Source organism: Burkholderia sp. FL-7-2-10-S1-D7 (genome assembly GCF_001524185.1).
GTDB classification, from domain to species: Bacteria; Pseudomonadota; Gammaproteobacteria; order Burkholderiales; family Burkholderiaceae; genus Burkholderia; species Burkholderia diffusa.
Genome location: NZ_LOWY01000069.1, coordinates 1 through 21,551 on the forward strand (window position 1 = coordinate 1; position 21,551 = coordinate 21,551).

Genomic DNA, 21,551 nt, shown 5'->3' on the forward strand with positions numbered 1-21,551 from the left:
ATCGGTGCGCTGGTACGGCTTGCACTCGTCTCCGCGTTTCTGATCGGCGGGATCAACAAGGCGATGCATTTCGACGAAGCGGTGGCCGAGCAGGCGCGTTTCGGCCTGCATCCGGCCGCGCTGTGGGCTGCACTGGCGATCGTCGTCGAGATCGGTGGTTCGCTCTGCGTGGTGTTTCGCCGCTTCACGTGGCTCGGCGCCGGCAGCCTCGGCATGCTGACGCTCGTCGCGATGGTCGTGGCGAACGATTTCTGGAATCGCTCGGGCGCTGATCATTTCATGGCGCTCAACAGCTTCTTCGAGCACGTGGGCCTGATTGCCGCGCTGGTCCTCGTCACGATGGTCGGCGACGCCCCGCATGTGGAGGGGGGCGGTCGCGCCTGAGCGCCGGGGCGGCATGGCGCATCAGGAAGGTCGTTCGATCATGGCGCCCGTTCGCGGCGCCATGATTTGCACTGAGGATCGCGCACGGTTTCGTCGTCGTCGCCGACCCGGCGGACGACCGGCGCGACGACGACGCGTGCCGCGCACCGGCCGTGGCGCCGCGACTTCACGCCTCCCGGTACGTCCCCTTGGCCTTGGCCGTATGCGTCGCCAGAATGTCCATCAGCGCCGGGCTCAGGCAATCGTAGGGCTCTAGTCCCTTGCCGCGCAGCGTGTCGCGCACGTCCGCCATCAACGACGGCGGCGTGCCGCTCTCGATGATCGACGATACGAACGCGGCGAAGCCGGGGCCGTCCCAGCCGACATCCTGCGACAGTTCGGTATGGATGAAGTCCAGGCCGTAAAACGCATGATCGGCATTTTCGATTCGCCCGAACAGATGCGTGCCGCAGGCGGTGCACGCGTGGCGCTGGATCAGCGCCTTGTCGTCCACGACCCGCAGTTTCTCGCCGTGCGCGGTCACGGTGACCTTGTCGCGCGGCACGACGCCCACGACTGCAAACAGCGCACCAGCCGGTTTCCAGCACTTCGTGCAGCCGCACGCGTGATTGAACGCGACCTGGGCGTCGACCCGAACCTCGACCGGATCCTGCGTGCACAGGCAGCGCAGCGTACCGCCCGCGAATTCGGCGGCTCCCTTCTGAATGCCTTGATCGACAGCGGGATGAATGGCGACGGACATGTTCATGCTCCTCTTCGTTGCTTCAGTTGAACGACGGTTCGGATCGACTTTCCTGGGTGCATCGGATCGGGTGCGTCTTTGCGCCGAGGCTCCATCATCGACCCTTTGAGCGCGCCATGCACGGCTGCAATCCGCTGAAGAATCGATCTGCCTTTCATCGCAACGCACGGATGCGGGAGCCCGCATCCGTGCTCCGGCCGCATGTTGGCTCTCACGCGCTGGCATCAAACTGGGGGGGGTATATGCGGATACTGGCGGGGAGTATACCCGGCGATCAACCGAGGGCGGCGATCGTCGAGGCGGGGCACGCCGAACGGGTGCCACACGGACGCCACGCTCGGGCGTCGCCCAATTTCGTCCGGCGCGCCTGAGCGCGCCTCCGGCAGGCCGAACGTTCGAGGCGGGCCCGGCGCTGCCGGGCCTCGACGACGGTCCCGCTATTTCACTGGCGTGAGGACGGGGGCGCCCTTGTTCTTGATCAGGAACACGACGAATTTTGCCGGCTTCGTGCTGCTGGCGTTTCGTCCGACCGTGTGCACGTCCTCCGGGCCTTCGTGGAACGTGTCGCCGGCATGGAGCGTGACCGTCTTGCCGCCGTTCAGGCCCATCACGATGCTGCCGTCGAGCACATAGACGAATGCGTGTGCGTCGTGGCGATGGATGGGGTCGACGCTGCCGGGCGGATAATCCACGACGATCATCTCGACTTCCTTGCCCGGATACTCGGGCAACGATTCCGTTGTCAGTTGCGTGACCTTGGCTTGCGGTGCGGCGGCGACCGGCTGAACGGGCATCAGCAGCGACAGCGCAAGCGGTGCAAGGGCGAGCACGATGCGTTTCATGTCGTTACTCCAGGTTGGCCTTGTCGAGCCCGAACATCTTGTCGAACGCGCCGGGCACGACGCGGAACGCGACGTTCAGCCGGTTCCAGCAGTTGATCGCACCCACGAGGACGGTGAGATCCGACAGTTCCTTCTCGGAATAATGGGCCCGCACGCGTTCGTAGAGATCGTCCGGCACGCCATGCGACGAGAGATGCGTCAGTGCCTCGGTCCATTCGAGCGCGGCGCGCTCGCGCGGCGAAAACAGCGGCGACTCGCGCCAGATCGCGACGTGATGCACGCGCAGTTCACGCTCGCCATGGATCTTCGCCATCTTGATGTGCATGTCGACGCAGAACGCGCAGCCGTTGAGCTGCGACGCGCGAATCTCGACGAGCTCGCGCACCGGAACCTCGATCGTCGTCTTCTGAAGCAACCCGTCGAGTTCGACGAGTTTCCTGGTCAGATCCGGCGATTGCTGAAAATAATTGATACGTTGCGTCATGATCCGTTCTCCTGATTGGTGAAAGTGGCACGAGTGGCCGTGCGCATGGCGATGCGTCGCACGACCTGCCTGTCAACCATCGTAATAGCGGGTCCGGCGGGCCGGTAGAACCGGGAACGTGCGCACTCTGTTGCCGCTTCGGCACCAATCACGTCGACACGGCGACGACATTGCAGATTCCCTGCCGCGCCATCTTCGAATAGGGGCACAGGCGCTCCGTGTCCCGGACGAGACGCTCCGCGACATGCCGGTTCACGCCCGGCATGCGGATGGTGACGTTGGCGGTCAGCGCATATCCGCCATCGACCGGATCGCGACCGAACGTCACTTCGACAGCGACGGTCGCTTCCCGGATGTCGATCCGGTCGCGTTGCGCGAGCAGGCTCAGCGCGCCGTGAAAGCACGCGGCGTAGCCGGCAGCGAGAAGTTGTTCGGGGTTGGTCCCGCCGCCCGGGCCGCCGAGTTCGGTCGGCAATCGCAGATCGAGGGCGAGACAGCCGTCGTCGGATCGTGCGACGCCCGATGCACGGCCATGACCGGACTGGCCGCCGGATACGGTGACCGTGGTCGTGTAGAGCGCCGCGAATTCTCGTCCGCGGTATTTGTCGAGCAGCGTCAGCGGCGGAGGTTGCAACCTCTCGTTCTCCATATTCCTCCCGGTTGCTTGTATTGATCGGCGCGAGTGTTCCGAGCCCTGCGGATCGGCGCGGCGCGTCGTTTCCCGAAGCGAATTGGCGCAATGGTGCAACGCTTGCCTGCAGGCCGTTCCTACGACCGCCATCCGAACGATGGCCCCAGCGCTCTTGCATGCTAGGCAAAGACGGATCGTCGGACCAGATCGTTCAGGGATGCATGGTGTTTCCCGCTTCGCACCAATGCGGCGAGAGCGGCGGATGTCGCTCGCATCGAGCGTTCCACGACCGCGGGGACGCAGCCGATTGGTGCCGATGAGGAACGGGAAAGTGTTCCGATGCGGGTCTACCTGCGCGTGAGTGCGGATCCTAGTATGACGGCACGGGAATGCGGGCCGACCTTCGGTTCGCGCATGCAGGCAACCCATCGGTGACGCGACATGCGGCACACCTACGCAATCGGAGGCTCGCGATGGACACTTTGAATATCGATTGGCCGACGCTTTCGCACGTACCGATTCGTACGGAACCCAACATCGACGCTGGCGCGCATCTCGTCAGCGAGCGCGACGGGTATGTGCATCACGGCATCTACGTGGGAGACGGCCTGGTTGTTCACTACGGCGGCTTCGATCGTTCCGCGAGGCGGTGTCCGGTGGAATGCATCCCGTTGCGTCGCTTCGCGGCGGGAAACGGCATCCGTGTTCAGGCGGATCCGGACGCCATCTATACCGGAATCGCTGTCGTCGAGCGGGCCTGGTCGCGCCTCGGCGAGGACCACTATCGGCTCCTGACGAACAACTGCGAGCACTTCTGCAGCTGGTGCGTGTGCGGTGTCGGTCACAGCGGGCAGGTACGCCGCGGCTTGCTGAATCCATGGATCGGCATCCGGACATTGATCGCGCTCGTGAAGGGACGCGCGACGACCATGCTTTCGACCGCGCGGCGGTATGGATTGCGCGTGTCCCGAGCCGGCGTGCCGGTGATCGTCGCATCGGCGTTGTCGGCATGCGCGAACTACGCCGGCATTCACGGCGATGCGGCGATGAGCGATCCACAGCATTACGCAACGCAATGGAGCCTGCCGTTCGAGCAAGGACGTTGGCCGACCGCGGATTGGGCCGACCAGTTCGGTGACGGCCAGTTGAAGTCCTTGATCGACGAGGCACTCAACAGCAGCCCGACGCTCGATCAGGCGCGTGCACGCGTGGCGGCCGCGCAGGCCTACAGCGAATCCGCGCGAGCGGGGACGATGCCGCGCGTCGACGCCAGCTACGCGCTCACGCGTCAGCAGTTTTCCGGAACGGCGCTCGTGCCGCCGCCGTACGGCGGGTCATGGCAGACGGAGAACCGCGGCATCCTGGGCGCTTCGTACGAGCTCGACCTCTGGGGCAAGAAACGCGAGGCGCTGCGCGAGTCGGTGTCCGATCTGCAGGCGAGCCGCGCCGACGCGGAAGCTGTCAGGCTGACGCTCACGACCGCGATCGCGCGTACCTACAACGAATTTGCACGCCTGTTCCTGTTGCACGACATCGCGCAGCAGGAGATCGCCCGGCGCGAGCAGATCGATCGCATCGCCGCCGGCCGAATCGCGACCGGGCTCGATACGCAGGTCGAGCGAGAGACCGCCCGTGCGAATCTCGCGACCAGTCGTGCGTTGCTGAAATCGCTCGACGGCCGGATCCTCGCGGCGCGCTACCAGATTGCCGCGCTGGTCGGCGCCGGTCCCGATCGCGGCCTGGGGATCGCGCGCCCGACGCTCGGCACCGGCAACGAGGTACGCCTACCCGACAATCTGCCTGCGGATCTCGTGAGCCGGCGCCCCGACATCGTGGCTGCCCGATGGCATGTCGATGCGCTCGCGCACGGCGTGAAGGAAGCGAAGGCCGAGTTCTATCCGGACATCAACCTGAGCGCCGCGATCGGACTCGATGCGTTCGGCTTCGGCCGTTTCCTGACGGCGGCGAGCCGCACCGCGTCGGTCGGACCGGCCATCCACCTGCCGATCTTCGACGCTGGCGCACTCCGTGCGCAACTGAAGGGGCGCTATGCGGACTTCGATCTCGCCGTCGCGACCTATAACCAGGCGCTCGTCACCGCGCTGAGCGAAGTCGCGACGCAAGTCGCCGACGTGCGTTCGACGGACGCACAGCTGGTCGATGCGCAGACCGCGCAGCAAGCCGCGCTGAAGGCGGCCGCGCTGGCGCTCGTGCAGTACAAGGCCGGTCTCACGAATCAATTGACCGTGTTGAACGCCGACGTCAACGCACTTTCCGCCGATCAGCGCGTCGCGAATCTGCGCATGGACCGCCGCGATCGTCAGATTGCGCTCGCGTCCGCGCTGGGCGGCGGCTTCGTCGACGCGTCATTCGCAGGCGCGGGCACCGCGGCACGTGCCGATGCGCGCGTATCGGCCGTGCCCGCTGTCGCCGCGCGCTGAGCGGCGATCCATCGAATCTGCCTGGAGAATTGAAATGAGCGAAATCAATCCGCCGGTACGCAAGCCGGTCGACGCACCCCGCGTGAATCGTGATACGTCGCCGTCGGGAGGCGACGATGTCGCAAGCGAAGACGCGACGCGCCGCCGCCGGCTGCTGCTGGCGCTGCTCGGCGTAACGGTCGTGGCGGCGTCGGTTGCCTACACCGCGTACTACCTGACGTTCGCGCGCTACCACGAATCCACCGACGATGCGTACGTCAGCGGCAATCTCGTGCAGCTGACGCCGCAGGTGGCGGGTACCGTCGTTGCCGTGAACGCCGACGATACGCAGATCGTGAAGGCGGGGGAACCCGTCGTCACGCTTGACGCCGCCGATGCGAAAGTCGCGCTCGGCAACGCCGAAGCGGCGCTGGGTCAGACCGTGCGGCAAGTGAGCAGTCTCTACGTGAACGACGATCTGTATGCCGCGAACGTCGCGCAGAAGCAGTCCGATCTCGTGCGAGCCCAGGAGGACCTGCGTCGTCGCGTGGCCGTCGCCGATACGGGAGCCGTGTCGGCCGAGGACATCGCGCACGCGCGCGACACCGTGGCGGCCGCGCGGGCGGCGCTCGACGCCGCGCGTCGACAGGCGGAGGCCAACCGCGCATTGACCGACCGCACGACGATCGATCAGCACCCGAACGTGCAGGCGGCCGCGTCGAAGGTGCGCGACGCGTATCTGGCGTACGCGCGCAACGTGCTGCCCGCGCCCGTCACCGGCTATGTCGCGAAGCGCTCGGTTCAGGTCGGCCAGCGCGTGTCGCCCGGCATGCCATTGATGGCGATCGTGCCGCTCGACGGCGTGTGGGTCGACGCGAACTACAAGGAAAGCCAGTTGCGCAACATGCGCATCGGTCAACCCGTCACGCTGACGGCCGACGTGTACGGCGGAAAGGTCAGGTATCACGGCCGCGTGGTCGGCTTCTCGGCGGGCACGGGCAGCGCATTCGCGAGCCTGCCCGCGCAGAACGCGACAGGTAACTGGATCAAGATCGTTCAGCGCCTGCCCGCGCGCATCCAGCTCGACCCGAAGGAACTCGACGCGCATCCGCTGCGTATCGGACTGTCGATGGACGTCGACGTGGATACGCGCGACGACACGGGCCCGCAGCTCGGCGCGGCGACGAACACGTCATATCGCACGGACGTTTTTGCCGAATACGGCGCACAGGCGGACGCCGAGATCGAGAAGATCATCGCGCGCAACATCGTCATCGGGCGTGCGGGTACGACGGCGCGTGGCGGCGAACCGACGGCTTCCGCCACGCGCGATGCAAAGGACCCGCGCGACACGACGCGGCGCGCGAGTTGAACCGTCGACCCGGATGCGCGTGGCAGTCGCGTTCCGGTCGATTCAATCATCCGACTGGCCGGAACGATGTGCCGGCGCGGTCGACCTTCGGAGTGTGAGCAAGATGAATTCCCCGACTCAACCCGCGCCGCCACCGCTGACGGGTGGAAAGCTGGTGCTGGCGACGCTCGCCGTCGCGCTCGCGACGTTCATGAACGTGCTCGATTCGTCGATCGCCAACGTGGCGATTCCGACCATCTCCGGTAACCTCGGCGTATCCGTCGACGAAGGCACGTGGGTGATCACGCTGTTCTCCGCGGCCAATGCCGTCGCGATTCCGCTGACCGGATGGCTCACGCAGCGCGTCGGGCAGATCAGGTTGTTCGTGGCCGCGATCGTGCTGTTCGTGTTCTCGTCGTGGCTGTGCGGCATCGCGCCGAACCTGCTCGTGCTGCTCGCCGCGCGCGTATTGCAGGGCGCCGTCGCGGGGCCGCTGATTCCGCTTTCGCAGGCGATCCTGCTGGGTTCGTATTCGAAGGAGAAGAACTCGACCGCGCTCGCGCTCTGGTCCATGACCGCGACGGTCGGCCCGATCGCCGGTCCCGCGCTGGGCGGCTGGATCACCGACAGCTACAGCTGGTCGTGGATCTTCTACATCAACATTCCGGTCGGCCTGTTCGCGGCCGGCGTGACGTGGATGATCTATCGCGACCGTGAGACTCAGGTGCGCAAGCTACCCATCGACAAAGTCGGCCTGATGTCGCTGGTCGTATGGGTCGCGACGCTGCAGATCATGCTCGACAAGGGCAAGGATCTCGACTGGTTCAGCTCGCCCGTGATCTGCTCGCTTGCCGTGATTGCGGCCGTCAGCTTCCTGTTCTTCCTGATCTGGGAGTTCACGGCGCGCAACCCGATCGTGGACATTCGCCTGTTCGCGGTGCGCAATTTCCGCGGCGGCACGATCGCGATCTCGGTCGCATACGCGGTATTCTTCTCGAACCTCGTGATCCTGCCGCAATGGATTCAGGGCTATCTCGGCTATCGATCGGTGGACGCCGGACTCGTGACGGCGCCGCTCGGGATCTTCGCCGTGCTGCTCGCACCGTTGATGGCGAAGATCATGCCGAAGTCCGACGCACGGGTGCTCGCGACGCTGGCCTTCGTGGGTTTCGCGGGCGTGTTCTTCATGCGCTCGCGTTACACGACGGGCGTCGACCCCTACACGCTGGTGCTGCCGACCCTGTTGCAGGGTATTCCGATGGCGCTGTTTTTTACGCCGCTTACCGCGATCATTCTGTCGGGCCTCGCGCCCGACCGGATTCCGGCCGCCGCCGGGCTGTCGAATTTCGTGCGTGTGTTCGCGGGCGGCGTCGGCACCTCGCTGATCGCGACCGGATGGAACGACCGGACGATCCTGCATCATGCGCGGCTCGCCGAGCAATCCAGCGTGAACAACCCCGCTTACACGAGTGCCGTCACGCAGCTCCAGGCGACGCTCGGCGGCGGCGTCGATCAGGCGTCGGCATTTTTCGAACGCACGCTGAATGCACAGGCTGCGATGCTCGCGCTGAACGACATCTTCTGGTTGTCGTCGATCATCTTCATCGTGATCATTCCGCTGGTCTGGCTCACCCGGCCGGGCAAGGGCGGCGGCGGCGGGATCGCGGCAGGCGGTCACTGAACAAGGCCGCTGGCGTCGCGCGGTGGCGATCGCTCGCACGCCGCCGAGCCGGGATGCGCCAAACCCTTGAGGATCGATGTCGGCATGGTGTCCGTCAAAATGATGGACACCATGCGGTCGCATTCGGCGGACCGAGCGGGTCGTTGCGGGAAGCGGCCACACCTTGCATCAAACGCTTCGTCAAACTGATCAAGCCGTCCGGGGCCAACCAGTGCCTCCGTCGTCGCGGAAACGCGCCGGATGGCGTTCCAAGCGTGCCGACGTCGAACGTCCGTTACGCCGATCCCCCTGTCTGGGTCGGGGAATGTGCCCGCCAGGCGCGCAACGGCGGAAGGAACGCTTTATCCGTTACGCGATCGACAGATCGTCTTGCCCCGGGTTCGAGACAAGCGGCGCAGTCGCCGCATGGCGCAACTGTGGTCGGGAGAGGGTGTCAGGTCCGCCGAGGATGTGACCAAGAAGAGGCGTGAAACCCGGCTAGCGGGGGTCGCGATGCCGAGGTCCGGCACTCGCTGCGTGCGCCGATGGAGGCGCCATGGAGGTGTTGTCCGTCGCCAGGCGAATCGGCGGCCCGACAGGCCGCCAACGGTGCGATACCGCGCTGCCCGGGAACCCGGGCGCGCCACGGCGTCAATACGTGAAGGCTTTCCGCTCTTCCGGGGCGATTGCCGCGTCGTTCATCGCGACCATCGGCTCCACGTCGAAGCCCGCGACGCGCCATGCATCGATACCGCCGGTGAGCGGTAACGCGAGCTTGACACCGGACACGCGCAACTGCCTGGCCACCGACACGGCAGACGTTTCGTGCGGGCACGCACAATAGATGACGAGCGTCCGGTTCGTGCCATAGCGCTCCATGATCTGGCGCGGCTTGCGTTCATCGCCGATCATCGCTCCCGGGATGACGAACGGATCGAGCATTCTTCGCTCGGCGGAACGGATATCGATCACGGCCGGCCGCGGATTGCTCGCGAGCAACGCATGCAGTTCACCCGCGCTGATCCGCGCTTTCCCGAGCGCGCTTGCCAGCATCCGTCGGCGGCAGTGGCGATACGGAAGATACAACGCCGGTGCGATGCCGATCACGATGAGCACATGCCAGCCAAGACGAGTGACGAGGGCGAAGACCGCGTCGATCTGCGAGGCGAACAGTGTGCCGACGGCCAGCCCGATCGACGCCCACAGCGCAATGCCGACGCAGTCATGCAAGATAAAGGCGCGCAACCTGACGGCCATCGCGCCGCATAGCGGAACGGCCACGAGTGACAGGCCGGGTACGAACCGCGCGATCACGAGCACGCGAACGCCCCAACGCCCGAAGAAGCGCTCCGTCGTCCTGACGCATGCGTCGCGCGACGGTGTCAGTTTGCAGACGGTGTGAAGCGTGCGCTTGCCGTACCGTTTTCCACCCTGGTACCAGACCAGGTCGCCGAGCAGGCCGCCAACCACGGCGACGGCCAGTATCGTCGAGAAATGCAGCAGCGTCGACGAGGCGACATGGGTCACGAGCGCGATGCCTGCGCCTACCGTGACCAAGGTCGGAATGGCGGGAAGCGGCAGGCCGAGCGACGACCCGAGAACGTTCAGGAATACGATCAATGTGCCGTACCGCGCGATCATTTCATGCGACATCATGGTGCTCTCCTTGAGGCGGGCGCATGCGCGATCTCGACGATCGGTCATGGCTTCGCCTGAAGCGGTCCTGCAAGGGCGGTACCGCGAGTCGGGAACAGAGCAGGCGGGCTGCCGGTCACGCGTCGCCGGCACGCGGCCGACCGCCCGGCTCACCCGCGGCTGGCGTCTATACGGGTTACCCGGCGACGGACGATTCCTTCTCGGGTGGCAGTTGTTCCGCGGGAGAAGCATGCTTGCCGGGGCTGACGGCTTCGTCCACGTCGTGCCGATAGCGGTGCACGTCTCGCGTGACGAAGCCGATTTCCCGGCTCGGAATCTCGAACCACTCCGGGTGTCCGAACGAACGGCGAATATCCTCGAGACCGCTCGCCCAATGCTCGCGCATCGTGTCCTTGCTGAACTCATAGTCCTTGTAGTGCCCCTCGAACGTCTTGTTCTTGTAGATCAGGTGCACCACGTTCACGGCACTGCCGTCCGCCGTTTTCTGAGCTTCCCGCAGCAGCGGGTGGGCAAGCCGCACGTGTTCCGGAATGTGTTCGAGCAGCGCCTTGATCATCTGCGCATGTTTCTGGTTCTGCGACATGAACGCGGTGATCGCGCGCGTGCGGCTCGAATACTGAATGTCCTTGGTGCGTTCGCTGACATCGAGGAAGTTGCCCGGCAACTTGCCGCGCGAGCTCCACAGATCGAGCTGGAAGACGAGCGTGTCCTTGTGCTGGCTGTCGCGGATGATCTCGGTGAGCGGCGTATTGGAAACGAGGCCACCGTCCCAGTAGAACTCGCCATCGATCTCGACGGCCGGAAAGCCCGGCGGCAGCGCGCCGGACGCGATGAAATGCTCCGGCGCCAGGCGCATTTTCGTATTGTCGAAATAGACGAGATTGCCCGTTCGCACGTTGACCGCTCCGACGGAAACGCGAATGTTTCCGTCGTTGATGCGGTCGAAGTTGGCGTACCGCAGGAGCGTTTCACGCAACGCCGACGTGTCGTAGTAGCTGACCTGATCGGGACGCTTTGCGCCGAATCCGGCGAAAGGCACGTGCGTGCGCGGCGAGAAGAATCCGTTCTGGCCTTCCATCAGCGTTCGCGTGGCGGCCCATGCGCTCGACCACCTGCGCCCCACGTCGGCAAGCCCGGGCCACGCCGACATGCACGCGCCGACGTGAGCGAGCGGATCGCCCGGCTGACTGATGGTGTTCCAGAAGCCGCGGAGCGCGTCCGTGCGGTCCGCCGGTGCATTGCCGGCGATGATCGCCGTATTCAGCGCGCCGATCGATATGCCGGCGATTCGCGTCGGCTCCACGCCGACTTCGGCCATGCCTTCATACACGCCGGCCTGATAGGAGCCGAGTGCGCCGCCACCCTGCAGCACGAGTCCGATTTCGTCATACGCGGGCAGCTTGATGCGATGGGGCCGCTTGAGCTTGTTACGCTGGCTCGAATACATGGTGTCCTCCTTACTGCATGAACCAGCCGTGGCTGACGACGATCGATTGTCCGGTGAGCGCGTTCGACTCGAAGCCGGCCAGGAACGCAACCGTGTTCGCGACATCGGCCGCCGACGTGAATTCGCCGTCGACGGTCTCTCTCAACATCACGTCCTTGACGACCTGCTGTTCGGAGATGCCCAGCGCTTTCGCCTGCTCCGGAATCTGCTTGTCGACAAGCGGCGTCCTGACGAAGCCCGGGCACACGACATTGGCGCGTACGCCGCGCGGCCCGCCTTCCTTCGCGACGACGCGCGCGAGACCGAGCAGCCCGTGCTTCGCGGTCACGTAGGCGGACTTCAGCGGCGAGGCCTCGTGCGAATGCACCGAGCCCATGTAGATCACCGTGCCGCCCTTGTTCGACGCGTACATGTGCCTGATGACGGCACGCGTCGTCAGGAATGCACCGTCCAGGTGAATGGCCAGCATCTTCTTCCAGTCGGAAAATGCGTAGTCCTCGATCCGGTTGACGATCTGGATGCCGGCGTTCGACACGAGCACGTCGATTCCGCCCAGCCGGTTCACCGTTTCGGCCATGCCCGCATCGACGGCTTCCTCGCTGGTGACGTCCATCGCGATCGCCAATGCCTTCCCTCCGCTCGCGACGATATCGTCCGCAACCTTGCGCGCGGCCGCGAGGTTCAGATCGGCGATCACGACCGTCGCGCCGTCCGCTGCTAGCTTGCGTGCGCACAGATCGCCGATACCGCTTGCCGCGCCCGTCACGAGCGCGACCTTGTCATTCAGTGCCATACGTCCTCCGGAGGCTTACTGGTTGACCGCGAGCTTCAGCGACGCGGCGGGGGCGAGGTAGTCATGGGCCACTTCGCCGATATCGAGCGTGAGATGTGCGACGACGTGGCGCGCGCCGATCACCTTGCGAACCGGCAGGTCGGCAACCGACGCGAGCGCATGAGGATGCAGTTCGAGCGCGGCAGGCCCCTCCCATGCGCCGATCACGTCGACATCGCGCAGGAAGAAGCGCACCAGTTCGCAGATGCGCGCGGTGCCGTCGACGTGCGGAATGACCTTGAGCAGATAGTTGGGCGTGCCGGCGAGCTTGCGGCGCTCGGCTTCCGTGTCGAGCGCGCGGTACTTGTAACCCATCGTTCCGGTGGCGATACGCTGCGTGCCATAGTCGAGCGTGCCGAGCAGCGTGTCCTTGCCGTCGACGCAGAGCCGCGGCGACGCCAGTTTCTTGGGAAATCCCCAGATTTCCCGTCCGGCGGCGATGGGGCCTTCGTCGTCGAGGTACATCGCATGCGTGAAATTGGCTCGCGTGCCGTCCTCGTCCAGAACGGAGATCACCTGACCGCTTTCGGTGTAGTCACCGAATCCAGACGAATCGGGCATCCGGATGAACTCGTAATGGACGACGGCCTGGTCGACCGTCAGAGGTTCCGGGACGACGGCCCGGAGGGCGTCCATGTCCGTCTCGTACGAGATGATGAAATACTCCCGATTGACGAAGCGGAAGGGCGGACGCGGATACGCCGGGTTGTGCACGGGCATCGCGAATGCGTTGCTGCGGATGTCTTCTTCTGTCACGGATCGTTCCTCGGTTGATGAGGTGCTGGGTCACACCCATGGCAACAGCCTTGGCTGCCGCGGCCAATGACGCGCGACGACGCGACGCGGCGCAGACGGCCGCGCGGGTCGCACGTTGCACTTGCGGTGTCGTGTCCGTTTCCCGGAGGGGATCGGGCATGCATGCACGGCCACCGTCATCGCCAAGCGTAGGCGATGTGCTCGTGCGGCAGTAGCGTCGCGACGGACCTCATCATGTTGTCTCGGCGACAACAATCGACGAACGGAGGATGGCGAAACGAAAGACGTATGACGCGCTACAGCGCGATGATGGTGCGGCTCGACGGATCGCGCGCATGTTCACCGAGCATCGCTTTCAGATCGCGCTCGATCGTGCTGCACAGCGTTGAAATGGGCACGTCGTTGGCGCCGCCTTCGAACGGGTTCTCCGTGCTTTCGCCAACCTGCTCGAGCGAGGTGTACATCCAGGAAACGGCGACGCTGCACGGCACGACCAGCCAGACCATGTTGCCGTGCATGAAACCGCTGACGCTATCGTTCAACCGGTTGAATTCGTTCAGAAGACCGAACGGAAGCGACAGGCAGAAGAACCGGACGAACAGGGAGCTGACGGTCGCATACTGACGCGGGTAGGGAAAGTTCTTGAAGCGTTCCGATCTTGCCTGGAGATCGATGAAATCGCCGACGGTTCTCTGAAGCTCCATGTAAAAGTTCGAATTCAGATGCCCGGCCATGTGAAGCGTCCGGAGCGAAGTGCCCTGCAGGCTCAGCACGAACGTTGCGATGCAAGCCGAGGAGAGCGACTGTTCCGTTTCGGTCGAGGAGAGGTACTTCGGCAACAATTCCCTGATGTCCTTTTCCCACTCCGGAACACGATAGAACCGGCGGTACTCTGCGTTGTAGCGTTTGTTCGTGCTTTCCCAGATGCGCGGGCGGCGCAGGTCGTAGCGCAGCGCGGTCAGCCACGCCAGGTGGCGATCGACGAGTGTTCGGGCGATCTCGTCATCGGTGACGAAGTCGCGGACGAATTGGCCCCAGCGCCGGCTCGTGCTCAGGATATCCGTCCAGATGTCCAGCGCGTCCATTGCGCGGTTGTAGGTTTGAACGTTCTTGAAGCCGACGATGAACGACGTCGCAGTTCCGAGCAGAACCACGATCGTCAGGGGGATCGACAGCCACGTGACGAAGAAAACCTTGTACAGGACAACCGGAACGGAACCGAAAATGAGCAGTTCGTAAATTTTCCAGCGCGTCCAGATCAGGAACTCCGACAGTTTGTACGATTTCCCCATGTGCATTTTATTTGCCTCATCGTTGAGTCAGGTGGGTGACGAAGACGGCGTTCGAGTCGCGTGCGATCGTTCGTCGACATCATGCCCGCGATCGATCAGTGCGGCGTGTGATGGATTGGTGCCGAAGCGGCAACATCGTGAGCACGACTGCGGATCTACTGCGCAATGCCGTGTCGACCTAGGATGACTTCGCGCGGCGAGTTGCCGCCATCGACATCAACCGAGGGCAATGATCATGTCGCAGAAGATCCTGATAGTGGGTGCCGGTTTTGCCGGCGTGTGGGGCGCACTGGGCGCGGCGCGCGTGCTGGATGGTGCCGGTGTGACGAGCGGCGACGTCGAGATCACGTTGATCTCCCCGAAACCGGAACTGCAGATCCGGCCGCGGCTGTACGAAAGCGAGCCGCAGCGGATGGCCGCACCGTTGCTGCCGCTGCTCGATGCGATCGGCGTGAAGTTTCTCGAAGGTAGCGTCGAGGAGATTTCCGTCCGCGAGAAGACGGTCAGTGTCGCGTGCGCCAACGGCCAGCGACGTCTGCTCGCGTATGACAGGCTGTTGTTGACCAGCGGCAGCAGGTTGAGCAAGCCGCCGGTGCCGGGGCTCGCGGAACACGCGTTCTCGGTCGATCGTATCGAGGACGCCGTCGCGCTCGACGACCACTTCGCGGCGCTCACGAAACTGCCGGAATCGCCGGCACGCAATACGGTCGCGGTGGTCGGCTGCGGCTTTACGGGTATCGAGGTTGCCACCGAGTTGCCCAAGCGTTTGTGCGAGTGGTTCGGCCCGCAGACGAAGGGGCGTGTCGTCGTGATCGGCGCGCAGGACGACATCGGTCCCGATCTCGGCCCGAATCCTCGACCGTATGTCGCCGAAGCATTCGCGTCGCTCGGCGTCGAGGCCGTGCTCGGATCGCGCGTCGTGTCGGTCGCGGCCGACGGCGTTCGTACCGCGTCGGGCATGCACATCGAGGCGATGACCGTGATCTGGGCGGGCGGAATGCTTGCGAGCCCGTTGACGTCGCAAGTCTCGTCGCACCTCGATCCGCTCGGGCGCGTCGAGGTCACACCGGATCTTCGCGCGGCGGAAGCGCCGCACGTATTCGTCGCGGGAGACGTGGCGCGGGCGCGCAGCGACGATGACGGGCACTATGCATTGATGTCATGCCAGCACGCGATCGTGATGGGGCAATTCGGCGGGCACAACGTCGCGGCGGATCTGATCGGCGTGCCGACACTGGAATACCGGCAGCCGTTCTATGCGACATGCGTCGACCTGGGCGATTGGGGCGCCGTGTACTCGGAAGGCTGGGATCGGCAGATCAAACTGACGCATGCCGAAGGAAAGGCGCGCAAGCAGATGATCAACACGCAATGGATCTATCCGCCGGCACCGAATCGTGCCGAGGCACTGGCGGCCGGTAACCCGCAGGCATCGTTCGATTGACCGATCGCCCCCCCCCCCCCCCCCCCTCGATTGACCGATCCCCCCCCCCCCCCCCCGCGCGCGCGTCGCGAGATGCGTGGCGGGGGCATGCCGCTGCGGCAACGAACGCCGTCGGCGGACGACGCGCTGTCGCGCCGCGACAGGCGCAGGGTCAGTCGACGACGGTCACGATATTGACGGTGCCTTGGCGGGCCATCTTCGCATACGGGCACAAGCGTTCCGCGGTTCGAACCATTTCTTCCGCGATGTTTCGATCGACGCCAGGCATTCGCACCCGAACGTCGATGAGCAACGCATAGCCGCCGTCCATGGGATCGCGACCGAACGAAACCTGCACCTCCACGGCGGTATCGGGGGTTTCCATATCGGCGCGTTTCTCGAGCAGATTGAGCGCGCCGTGGAAGCACGCGGCGAAGCCGGCCGCGAACAACTGCTCCGGATTGGTCCCGTTGCCGGGCCCGCCAAACTCGGTGGGCAGGCGCAAGTCGACGGCGAGATTTCCGTCGTCCGAGCGGACGACGCCGGATGCGCGGCCGTGTCCCGTCTCGCCGCCGGACACGGTGACGGTCGTGGTGTAAAGCGGTTGAAAATCCCGGCCTCGATACCTGTCGAGGAGGGAAAGCGGCGGGGCTTGCAGCTTGTTGTCATCCATGATGCGTGCTCGAATTCAGCGACACGCTTCGACCTCGGTCATTCGATCGTCGAAACGTCTTGCGAAGGGGCCGGAACGCCCGGGCAAGTAGCGTCGTCAAGGAATGACGGGCACGGAGGATCGTCCGAGGAATGCGGCAATCTTCCGGTGCAGCCCGATTCCCGGTTCGTCTACGGGAGAAAGACGCTTCCATGCTAGAGGCGCGCGCGGGATGGCGGTATGGCCGTTCCGGGCGATTGTATGTTTCCCGTTGGACACCAATCGGGAACGCGGCACGAATTTCAATCAGGTGCCCGGCGGCAGCGGTCGCCGGCACGCAAGGCCGCACGCGATTGGTGCACGCCGCGCGTCAGCGGCCCAGGCACGCGCGCAGCGCTCGTGCGTGACGTTGCGCTTCGTCCGCGTCGGCGATGTTCGCGAACCCGATGATGAGGCCGCGTGGCGTTTGCTGCGTGTGGCTGTTCGTGTACCAGATCGACAGCGGCAGGACCGCGAGCCCGGCTTCGCGGGCGCGCGCGGCGACGGTGACATCGTCGACCGGCCCCTCGGGCCCCGCCGTGAACCGCACCGCGAACTGGATGCCGCCAGGCGGCAGGTCGACGATCAGCCGCTTGCCGAACGCCTGCCGCAATGCGTGCACGATCAGCGTGCGGCGCTCGCCATACAGCGTGCGCATGCGCTTCAGGTGCCGGGCGAAGTGACCCTGTTCGATGAAATCCGCCAGCGCCGCCTGCAGGAGCGCCGGCGAGCCTGCGTTCATGCTGCAGGCCACGCGTTCGACACGCTCCACCGCACGCTCCGGCACGACTGCGTACGCGAGCCGCAAGCCGGGATACATCGCCTTGCTGAAGGTACTGCAATAGATCACGCGATCGCGCCGGTCGAGACTCTTCAGCGCCTGCAGCGGGCGGCCCAGATAGCGGAACTCGCTGTCGTAGTCGTCCTCGACGATCCACCCGGACGTCTTTTCGGCCCAGTCCAGCAGCGCGATGCGGCGGGACAGCGACAGCGTATGCCCGAGCGGGCTCTGATGCGACGGCGTCACGAGCGCGAAGCGCGCGTGCGCGTCCAGCTGCAGGCCGCGTTCGACGTCGATTCCCTCGGCATCCACCGGCACCGGAACGAGGTGCACGCCCGTCTCGGAGAGGAAACTGCGTGCGAGCAGATAGCCGGGGTCCTCGAACCAGACGCGGTCGTTCGGACGCGCGAGGCTGCGCAGCACGAGTTCCAGCGTGGCGCGGTAGCCGCTGGTGATGAACACCTGTTCCGGCACGCAGGTGACGCCGCGCGATAGCCCCAGATAGGTAGCGATGTGTTCGCGCAGCGGCCTGTAACCGGCCGGATTCGGGTAGCCCAGCAGCGCACGATCGCCGCTGCGCGCGCGCAGCGACACGAGGCGGTGCCAGACCTTGCGCGGAAAGGCGTCGAGGGCCGGGACCCCGGGCTGCAACGGGCGCGGCTCGCCGCTCATCGCGACGGCGATCGGTTGCGCGCGCCGCGGAGGCGGGCTGTCGCGCGACATGCCCGGTACCTGAAGCACGTCGGCGCTGTCGACGTGCGCCGCCGATTCGTCGTCATGCGCGGGGGTCGCCCGCGGCAGCGATTTCGGCAAGGACGGCGAGACGAACGTGCCTGCCGCGCCGCGCATTTGCAGATATCCCTCGTCGACCAGGATCGTGTAAGCCTGTTCGACGGTGCCGCGCGCCGTGTTCAATTGCGTCGCCAGACCGCGTAACGCCGGCACGCGATCGCCCGGACGCAGGTGGCCCGCGGCGATCGCGGTTCTGAACCGCTCACAGATCTGCAGATAGATCGGCAACTGATGCTGCCGGTCGATTTCGATGGTCAGCATGGAGGATTGCGCAGACATGACGGCCTCGTGGGTGACGGAACAGACACGGCATGGACCAGTCCGATCGACGATTCTTGGCACTGATGGATAGGACATGATTCTTCCACAATTGCTCCACGCGATGCGACGGTCATCACCGCCTTCACCGGATCCGGCACCCGTCAGGTCCCCTCGCATTCACATGCAATCCATTCGTCAGGAGATTTTGCGATGAAGATCGTTGTCATCGGCGGTTCGGGCCTGATCGGCTCGCGTGTCGTCACGCTGCTCGAGGAAGCGGGCCATCGGGCGGTTGCCGCATCGCCGCGCACCGGTGTCAATACCATCACGGGCGAGGGCCTGACCGATGCATTGACGGGTGCGGACGTGGTCGTGGACGTGGCGAACGCACCATCATGGGAACCGCAGGCGGTCCTGGACTTCTTCCGCACGTCGGCACGCAATCTCGGCAAGGCCGAAGTGGCCGCGGGCGTGCGCCATCACGTCGCGCTGTCGATCGTCGGCTGCGACCGGATGCCGGAGAACGGCTACTTCGCGGCCAAGGTCGCGCAGGAACAGGCGATCGAGGCGGCGGGCGTGCCGTACACGATCGTGCGCGCGACGCAATTCATGGAATTCATCGGCGGCATCGCGGATTTCGGCACGGTTGACGGCACCGTGCGCATCGGCGACGGACTGTTCCAGCCGATCGCCGCGGAAGACGTGTCGGCACTCGTCGCGCAGGCCGCGCTCGCCGGGCCGCAGAACGGCACGATCGAGATCGCGGGCCCGGATCGCGCGCCGTTCGCGGAGATCGTCGCGCGCTACCTGAAGTCGGTCGGCGACACGCGCGCGGTGGTGACCGATCGCGACGCCCGCTACTACGGCGGCCGCGTCGAGGAAACGTCGCTGGTGCCGCTCGGGGACGCGCGGCTGGGCCGCATCGGTCTCGACCAGTGGCTGGCAAGAAGCTGATTCACGTTCGCACGGATGCGATACGCCGGCGCATGCCGGCGACGAGTCGATCCGTGTGAGCAGCACGTGTGGGGGCAGCGGAAATGAATCATTCGGAACCATCGGAACCATCGGAACACGGCGCGCGTCGCGACCTGGCCAGTCGCGCCGATGCACTGTCGGCGAGCTTCGGTGCGAGCTATGCAGGCATCCTTGCATTCGTTGCCGTGGCGAGCGAGGGGAGTTTCACCAAGGCCGCCGAACTGCTCGGCGTCGGGCGGCCGGCCGTGAGCCGGAACGTCCAGAAGCTGGAGGCGCAGCTGAGCACGCGGCTGTTCCAGCGGACCACGCGCACGACCGAGCTGACTTGCGAGGGCCGGCGCTTCTTCGAGAATTGCCATCAGGGCGTGGCGCAGATCGTCGAAGCCATGAACGACATGCTGGAATTGCGGCAGGGGCCGCCGCGCGGCGTCATCCGCATCAGCTCGGCAGTGGGATTCGGCAGGAAGATCGTGGCGCCGCTGCTGGAAAAGTTCGCGCACGCCTATCCGGACATCATCATCGATCTGCTGCTCGACGACCGGCCCGTCGATCTGGTGTCCGAGCGGATCGACGTGTCGTTCCGTAACGGCCGCATCGAGGACTCCAGCATCATCGCCCGGCAACTGATTCCGATGCAGATGGCGCTCTGCGCGGCGCCGTCGTATGTGGCGAGGCACGGTCTCCCGCAGAGCGTCGAGGACCTCGACCGGCACGAGTGCATCAATTTCCGGTTTGCGAGCGGGCGCCTGTTCGAATGGGAGTTCAACGTGGACGGCCGCGTGCAGAAGTACCTGCCGACGTCGCGCCTCACGTTCAACGACGCGGATCTGGTGTTGCGTTCGGTGCTGAACGGATCGGGCATCGCGCAGATGGCGGGCTACCAGATCCGCGACCATCTCGCGTCGAACGAACTCGTCGTCGCGCTGGCGAAGCACGTGCCGGAGGATCGCGGTCACTACATCTGCTATCTGAGCCGGCAACACCTTCCGACGCGCATCCGGATCTTCGTCGACTTCATGACCGAGCAGATTCGCGCGCTCGATCTGAACTGCATGACGCGGTTCAATCCGGAAGTGCCGGTGTTGTCGTCGGCCGCGTCGGCGGGGCTGGCGGCTTGACGCAGCTCCACGCGCGTTCGTCCGCGATCCAGTCGCCAAACAGCTGGATCTTTTGTTGCTGTTCGGTTCCGCCCGGATACACGAAGTAATAGCCCATCCCCGTCGGCAACGAGATGTCGAACGGCATCACGAGCCGGTGTGCCGCCACGCTCTCGTCCACCAGCATCCTGTCGCCGATCGCGACGCCGTAACCGTCGATCGCCGCATGTGTCGCGAGATCCAGCGTCTCGAAGCTCAATCCGCGAGTCGAGTCGACGTGCGGCGCGCCCGCATGCTCGAGCCACCGTTTCCAGTCGCGGTGATCGCGAGTCGGATGCAGCAGCGTATGACGGACCAGGTCGCCGAGACTCGCGAGCGGTTGCCGGTCCAGCAGGCTCGGGGCACAGACAGGGGTGAGCCGCTCTTCGAACAACGGGATCGCGTGCATGTCGGGACCGGCGCCGGGGGCGTAGATCACCGCTGCGTCGAACGGTTCCATGCGGAAATCGACGTGATGCTCCCAGGTGGTCGTGATCTGCACCTGGAGTTCGGGATGCTCGGCCTGGAACCGCATGATTCGCGGCAGCATCCACTGCATCATGCAGGTCGGCACCTTCAGCGCGAGTTCGGTGCGCCTGCGTGAAAGACGCATCGATACCTCCTCGATGCGCGCGAAGCTCTCGCGCACCGTCGGCAACAGGAGCTCGCCCTCGGCCGTCAGCGTCAGTCCCTTTGGCGTGCGCTTGAAGAGCGGAAACTGATAGAAGCTTTCGAGCGCGAGGATTTGCCGGCTCACGGCGCCCTGGGTCAGGCACAGCTGCCCGGCGGCGCGCGTGAAGCTGCCGTGACGGGCGACGACGTCGAAGACCTGCAGCGCGTTGAGGGAAGGAAGTCGTTTCATCGGGAGAACTGGCGTGGAGCGGGCGGCGACGCGGTATCGTTCAGTGCAGGATTTTTGCGAGGAAGTCCTTCGCGCGATCCGACTTCGGATTCGAGAAGAAATCGTCCTTGCGGTCGTCCTCGACGATCGCGCC

At 65.2% G+C, this 21,551-nt stretch carries 19 protein-coding genes and 1 pseudogene; 7 read left to right on the top strand and 13 right to left on the bottom strand.

The genetic code is table 11. The annotated features are described in order from the left end of the window. Window positions 1-384: DoxX family protein (locus WS75_RS20495; protein WP_059682594.1), on the top strand; the 384-nt coding region annotated here is incomplete at its 5' end. A 166-nt stretch (window positions 385-550) separates the two neighbouring features. On the opposite strand, the gene gfa is transcribed toward WS75_RS20495, so the two are convergent. From gfa to WS75_RS20515, 4 genes are all read right to left on the bottom strand, one after another. Continuing rightward, entirely contained in the window at window positions 551-1,126 is a 576-nt protein-coding gene (gene gfa / locus WS75_RS20500; RefSeq protein WP_059606341.1) for an S-(hydroxymethyl)glutathione synthase, read from the bottom strand. 437 nt (window positions 1,127-1,563) lie between these two features. After that, window positions 1,564-1,968 (bottom strand): cupin domain-containing protein, encoded by a 405-nt coding sequence (locus WS75_RS20505; RefSeq protein ID WP_059682597.1) that lies wholly within the window; start codon window positions 1,966-1,968, stop codon window positions 1,564-1,566. Window positions 1,969-1,972: 4 nt separating this feature from the next. Then, window positions 1,973-2,452 (bottom strand): carboxymuconolactone decarboxylase family protein, encoded by a 480-nt coding sequence (locus tag WS75_RS20510; RefSeq protein ID WP_059682599.1) that lies wholly within the window; start codon window positions 2,450-2,452, stop codon window positions 1,973-1,975. 148 nt (window positions 2,453-2,600) lie between these two features. Then, window positions 2,601-3,101 (bottom strand): Ohr family peroxiredoxin, encoded by a 501-nt coding sequence (locus tag WS75_RS20515; protein WP_059606204.1) that lies wholly within the window; start codon window positions 3,099-3,101, stop codon window positions 2,601-2,603. Between the two features lie 455 nt (window positions 3,102-3,556). Here WS75_RS20515 and WS75_RS20520 point away from each other — a divergent pair, with 455 nt between their 5' ends. The 3 genes from WS75_RS20520 (at window position 3,557) to WS75_RS20530 (ending at window position 8,535) form a co-directional block, all read left to right on the top strand. Then, window positions 3,557-5,524, top strand: coding sequence for an efflux transporter outer membrane subunit (locus WS75_RS20520; protein ID WP_082729677.1), 1,968 nt, complete (start codon window positions 3,557-3,559; stop codon window positions 5,522-5,524). Between the two features lie 34 nt (window positions 5,525-5,558). Further along, window positions 5,559-6,875: an HlyD family secretion protein gene (locus tag WS75_RS20525; protein WP_059682601.1), complete on the top strand. Its 1,317-nt coding sequence runs from the start codon at window positions 5,559-5,561 to the stop codon at window positions 6,873-6,875. Between the two features lie 103 nt (window positions 6,876-6,978). Next, on the top strand, window positions 6,979-8,535 hold the full coding sequence (locus WS75_RS20530; protein ID WP_059682603.1) for a DHA2 family efflux MFS transporter permease subunit: 1,557 nt from the start codon (window positions 6,979-6,981) through the stop codon (window positions 8,533-8,535). Between the two features lie 630 nt (window positions 8,536-9,165). Here WS75_RS20530 and WS75_RS20535 read toward each other — a convergent pair. From WS75_RS20535 to WS75_RS20555, 5 genes are all read right to left on the bottom strand, one after another. Further along, entirely contained in the window at window positions 9,166-10,218 is a 1,053-nt protein-coding gene (locus tag WS75_RS20535) for a VTT domain-containing protein (protein WP_257129421.1), read from the bottom strand. A 127-nt stretch (window positions 10,219-10,345) separates the two neighbouring features. Then, complete coding sequence (locus WS75_RS20540) at window positions 10,346-11,617, bottom strand: DUF3734 domain-containing protein (protein WP_059682605.1); 1,272 nt, start codon at window positions 11,615-11,617, stop codon at window positions 10,346-10,348. Between the two features lie 10 nt (window positions 11,618-11,627). Next, window positions 11,628-12,410: a 3-hydroxybutyrate dehydrogenase gene (locus WS75_RS20545; protein WP_059682611.1), complete on the bottom strand. Its 783-nt coding sequence runs from the start codon at window positions 12,408-12,410 to the stop codon at window positions 11,628-11,630. Window positions 12,411-12,425: 15 nt separating this feature from the next. Continuing rightward, on the bottom strand, window positions 12,426-13,205 hold the full coding sequence (locus tag WS75_RS20550; protein ID WP_082729679.1) for an acetoacetate decarboxylase: 780 nt from the start codon (window positions 13,203-13,205) through the stop codon (window positions 12,426-12,428). Between the two features lie 296 nt (window positions 13,206-13,501). Next, a complete protein-coding gene (locus WS75_RS20555) occupies window positions 13,502-14,503 on the bottom strand; it encodes a bestrophin family protein (protein ID WP_059682613.1) in 1,002 nt (333 codons plus the stop codon). Window positions 14,504-14,732: 229 nt separating this feature from the next. Here WS75_RS20555 and WS75_RS20560 point away from each other — a divergent pair, with 229 nt between their 5' ends. Beyond that, window positions 14,733-15,941, top strand: coding sequence for an NAD(P)/FAD-dependent oxidoreductase (locus WS75_RS20560; RefSeq protein ID WP_059682630.1), 1,209 nt, complete (start codon window positions 14,733-14,735; stop codon window positions 15,939-15,941). 151 nt (window positions 15,942-16,092) lie between these two features. Here the strand turns inward: WS75_RS20560 and WS75_RS20565 are convergent, their stop codons facing one another. Both WS75_RS20565 and pdxR read right to left on the bottom strand, forming a co-directional pair. Then, complete coding sequence (locus WS75_RS20565) at window positions 16,093-16,593, bottom strand: Ohr family peroxiredoxin (protein ID WP_059682615.1); 501 nt, start codon at window positions 16,591-16,593, stop codon at window positions 16,093-16,095. 349 nt (window positions 16,594-16,942) lie between these two features. Continuing rightward, complete coding sequence (gene pdxR / locus WS75_RS20570) at window positions 16,943-18,463, bottom strand: MocR-like pyridoxine biosynthesis transcription factor PdxR (protein WP_059682617.1); 1,521 nt, start codon at window positions 18,461-18,463, stop codon at window positions 16,943-16,945. Between the two features lie 192 nt (window positions 18,464-18,655). Between pdxR and WS75_RS20575 the strand changes: the two genes are divergently transcribed. Both WS75_RS20575 and WS75_RS20580 read left to right on the top strand, forming a co-directional pair. After that, window positions 18,656-19,399: an SDR family oxidoreductase gene (locus WS75_RS20575; protein ID WP_059682619.1), complete on the top strand. Its 744-nt coding sequence runs from the start codon at window positions 18,656-18,658 to the stop codon at window positions 19,397-19,399. A gap of 83 nt (window positions 19,400-19,482) precedes the next feature. Beyond that, entirely contained in the window at window positions 19,483-20,538 is a 1,056-nt protein-coding gene (locus tag WS75_RS20580; RefSeq protein WP_059682621.1) for a LysR family transcriptional regulator, read from the top strand. On the opposite strand, the gene WS75_RS20585 is transcribed toward WS75_RS20580, so the two are convergent. Together WS75_RS20585 and WS75_RS32555 are read right to left on the bottom strand one after the other, a co-directional pair. Continuing rightward, window positions 20,483-21,418 carry a LysR substrate-binding domain-containing protein gene (locus WS75_RS20585; RefSeq protein WP_059682623.1) on the bottom strand — a complete coding sequence of 312 codons (936 nt, stop codon included), beginning with the start codon at window positions 21,416-21,418 and terminating at the stop codon, window positions 20,483-20,485. The genes WS75_RS20580 and WS75_RS20585 overlap by 56 nt on opposite strands. 40 nt (window positions 21,419-21,458) lie before the next feature. Continuing rightward, window positions 21,459-21,551 (bottom strand): annotated as a pseudogene (locus WS75_RS32555) (amino acid ABC transporter ATP-binding protein); the annotation flags it as partial.

Excerpts from the sequence above, each read along its gene's own strand:
- WS75_RS20515 (WP_059606204.1), bottom strand. The coding sequence starts at position 3,101 with ATGGAGAACGAGAGGTTGCAACCTCCGCCGCTGACGCTGCTCGACAAA.
- WS75_RS20560 (WP_059682630.1), top strand. The coding sequence starts at position 14,733 with ATGTCGCAGAAGATCCTGATAGTGGGTGCCGGTTTTGCCGGCGTGTGG.
- WS75_RS20510 (WP_059682599.1), bottom strand. The coding sequence starts at position 2,452 with ATGACGCAACGTATCAATTATTTTCAGCAATCGCCGGATCTGACCAGG.
- gfa (WP_059606341.1), bottom strand. The coding sequence starts at position 1,126 with ATGTCCGTCGCCATTCATCCCGCTGTCGATCAAGGCATTCAGAAGGGA.
- WS75_RS20545 (WP_059682611.1), bottom strand. The coding sequence starts at position 12,410 with ATGGCACTGAATGACAAGGTCGCGCTCGTGACGGGCGCGGCAAGCGGT.
- WS75_RS20535 (WP_257129421.1), bottom strand. The coding sequence starts at position 10,218 with ATGACCGATCGTCGAGATCGCGCATGCGCCCGCCTCAAGGAGAGCACC.
- WS75_RS20525 (WP_059682601.1), top strand. The coding sequence starts at position 5,559 with ATGAGCGAAATCAATCCGCCGGTACGCAAGCCGGTCGACGCACCCCGC.
- WS75_RS20540 (WP_059682605.1), bottom strand. The coding sequence starts at position 11,617 with ATGTATTCGAGCCAGCGTAACAAGCTCAAGCGGCCCCATCGCATCAAG.
- WS75_RS20505 (WP_059682597.1), bottom strand. The coding sequence starts at position 1,968 with ATGAAACGCATCGTGCTCGCCCTTGCACCGCTTGCGCTGTCGCTGCTG.
- WS75_RS20520 (WP_082729677.1), top strand. The coding sequence starts at position 3,557 with ATGGACACTTTGAATATCGATTGGCCGACGCTTTCGCACGTACCGATT.
- WS75_RS20580 (WP_059682621.1), top strand. The coding sequence starts at position 19,483 with ATGAATCATTCGGAACCATCGGAACCATCGGAACACGGCGCGCGTCGC.
- WS75_RS20555 (WP_059682613.1), bottom strand. The coding sequence starts at position 14,503 with ATGCACATGGGGAAATCGTACAAACTGTCGGAGTTCCTGATCTGGACG.
- WS75_RS20575 (WP_059682619.1), top strand. The coding sequence starts at position 18,656 with ATGAAGATCGTTGTCATCGGCGGTTCGGGCCTGATCGGCTCGCGTGTC.
- WS75_RS20530 (WP_059682603.1), top strand. The coding sequence starts at position 6,979 with ATGAATTCCCCGACTCAACCCGCGCCGCCACCGCTGACGGGTGGAAAG.
- pdxR (WP_059682617.1), bottom strand. The coding sequence starts at position 18,463 with ATGTCTGCGCAATCCTCCATGCTGACCATCGAAATCGACCGGCAGCAT.
- WS75_RS20565 (WP_059682615.1), bottom strand. The coding sequence starts at position 16,593 with ATGGATGACAACAAGCTGCAAGCCCCGCCGCTTTCCCTCCTCGACAGG.
- WS75_RS20585 (WP_059682623.1), bottom strand. The coding sequence starts at position 21,418 with ATGAAACGACTTCCTTCCCTCAACGCGCTGCAGGTCTTCGACGTCGTC.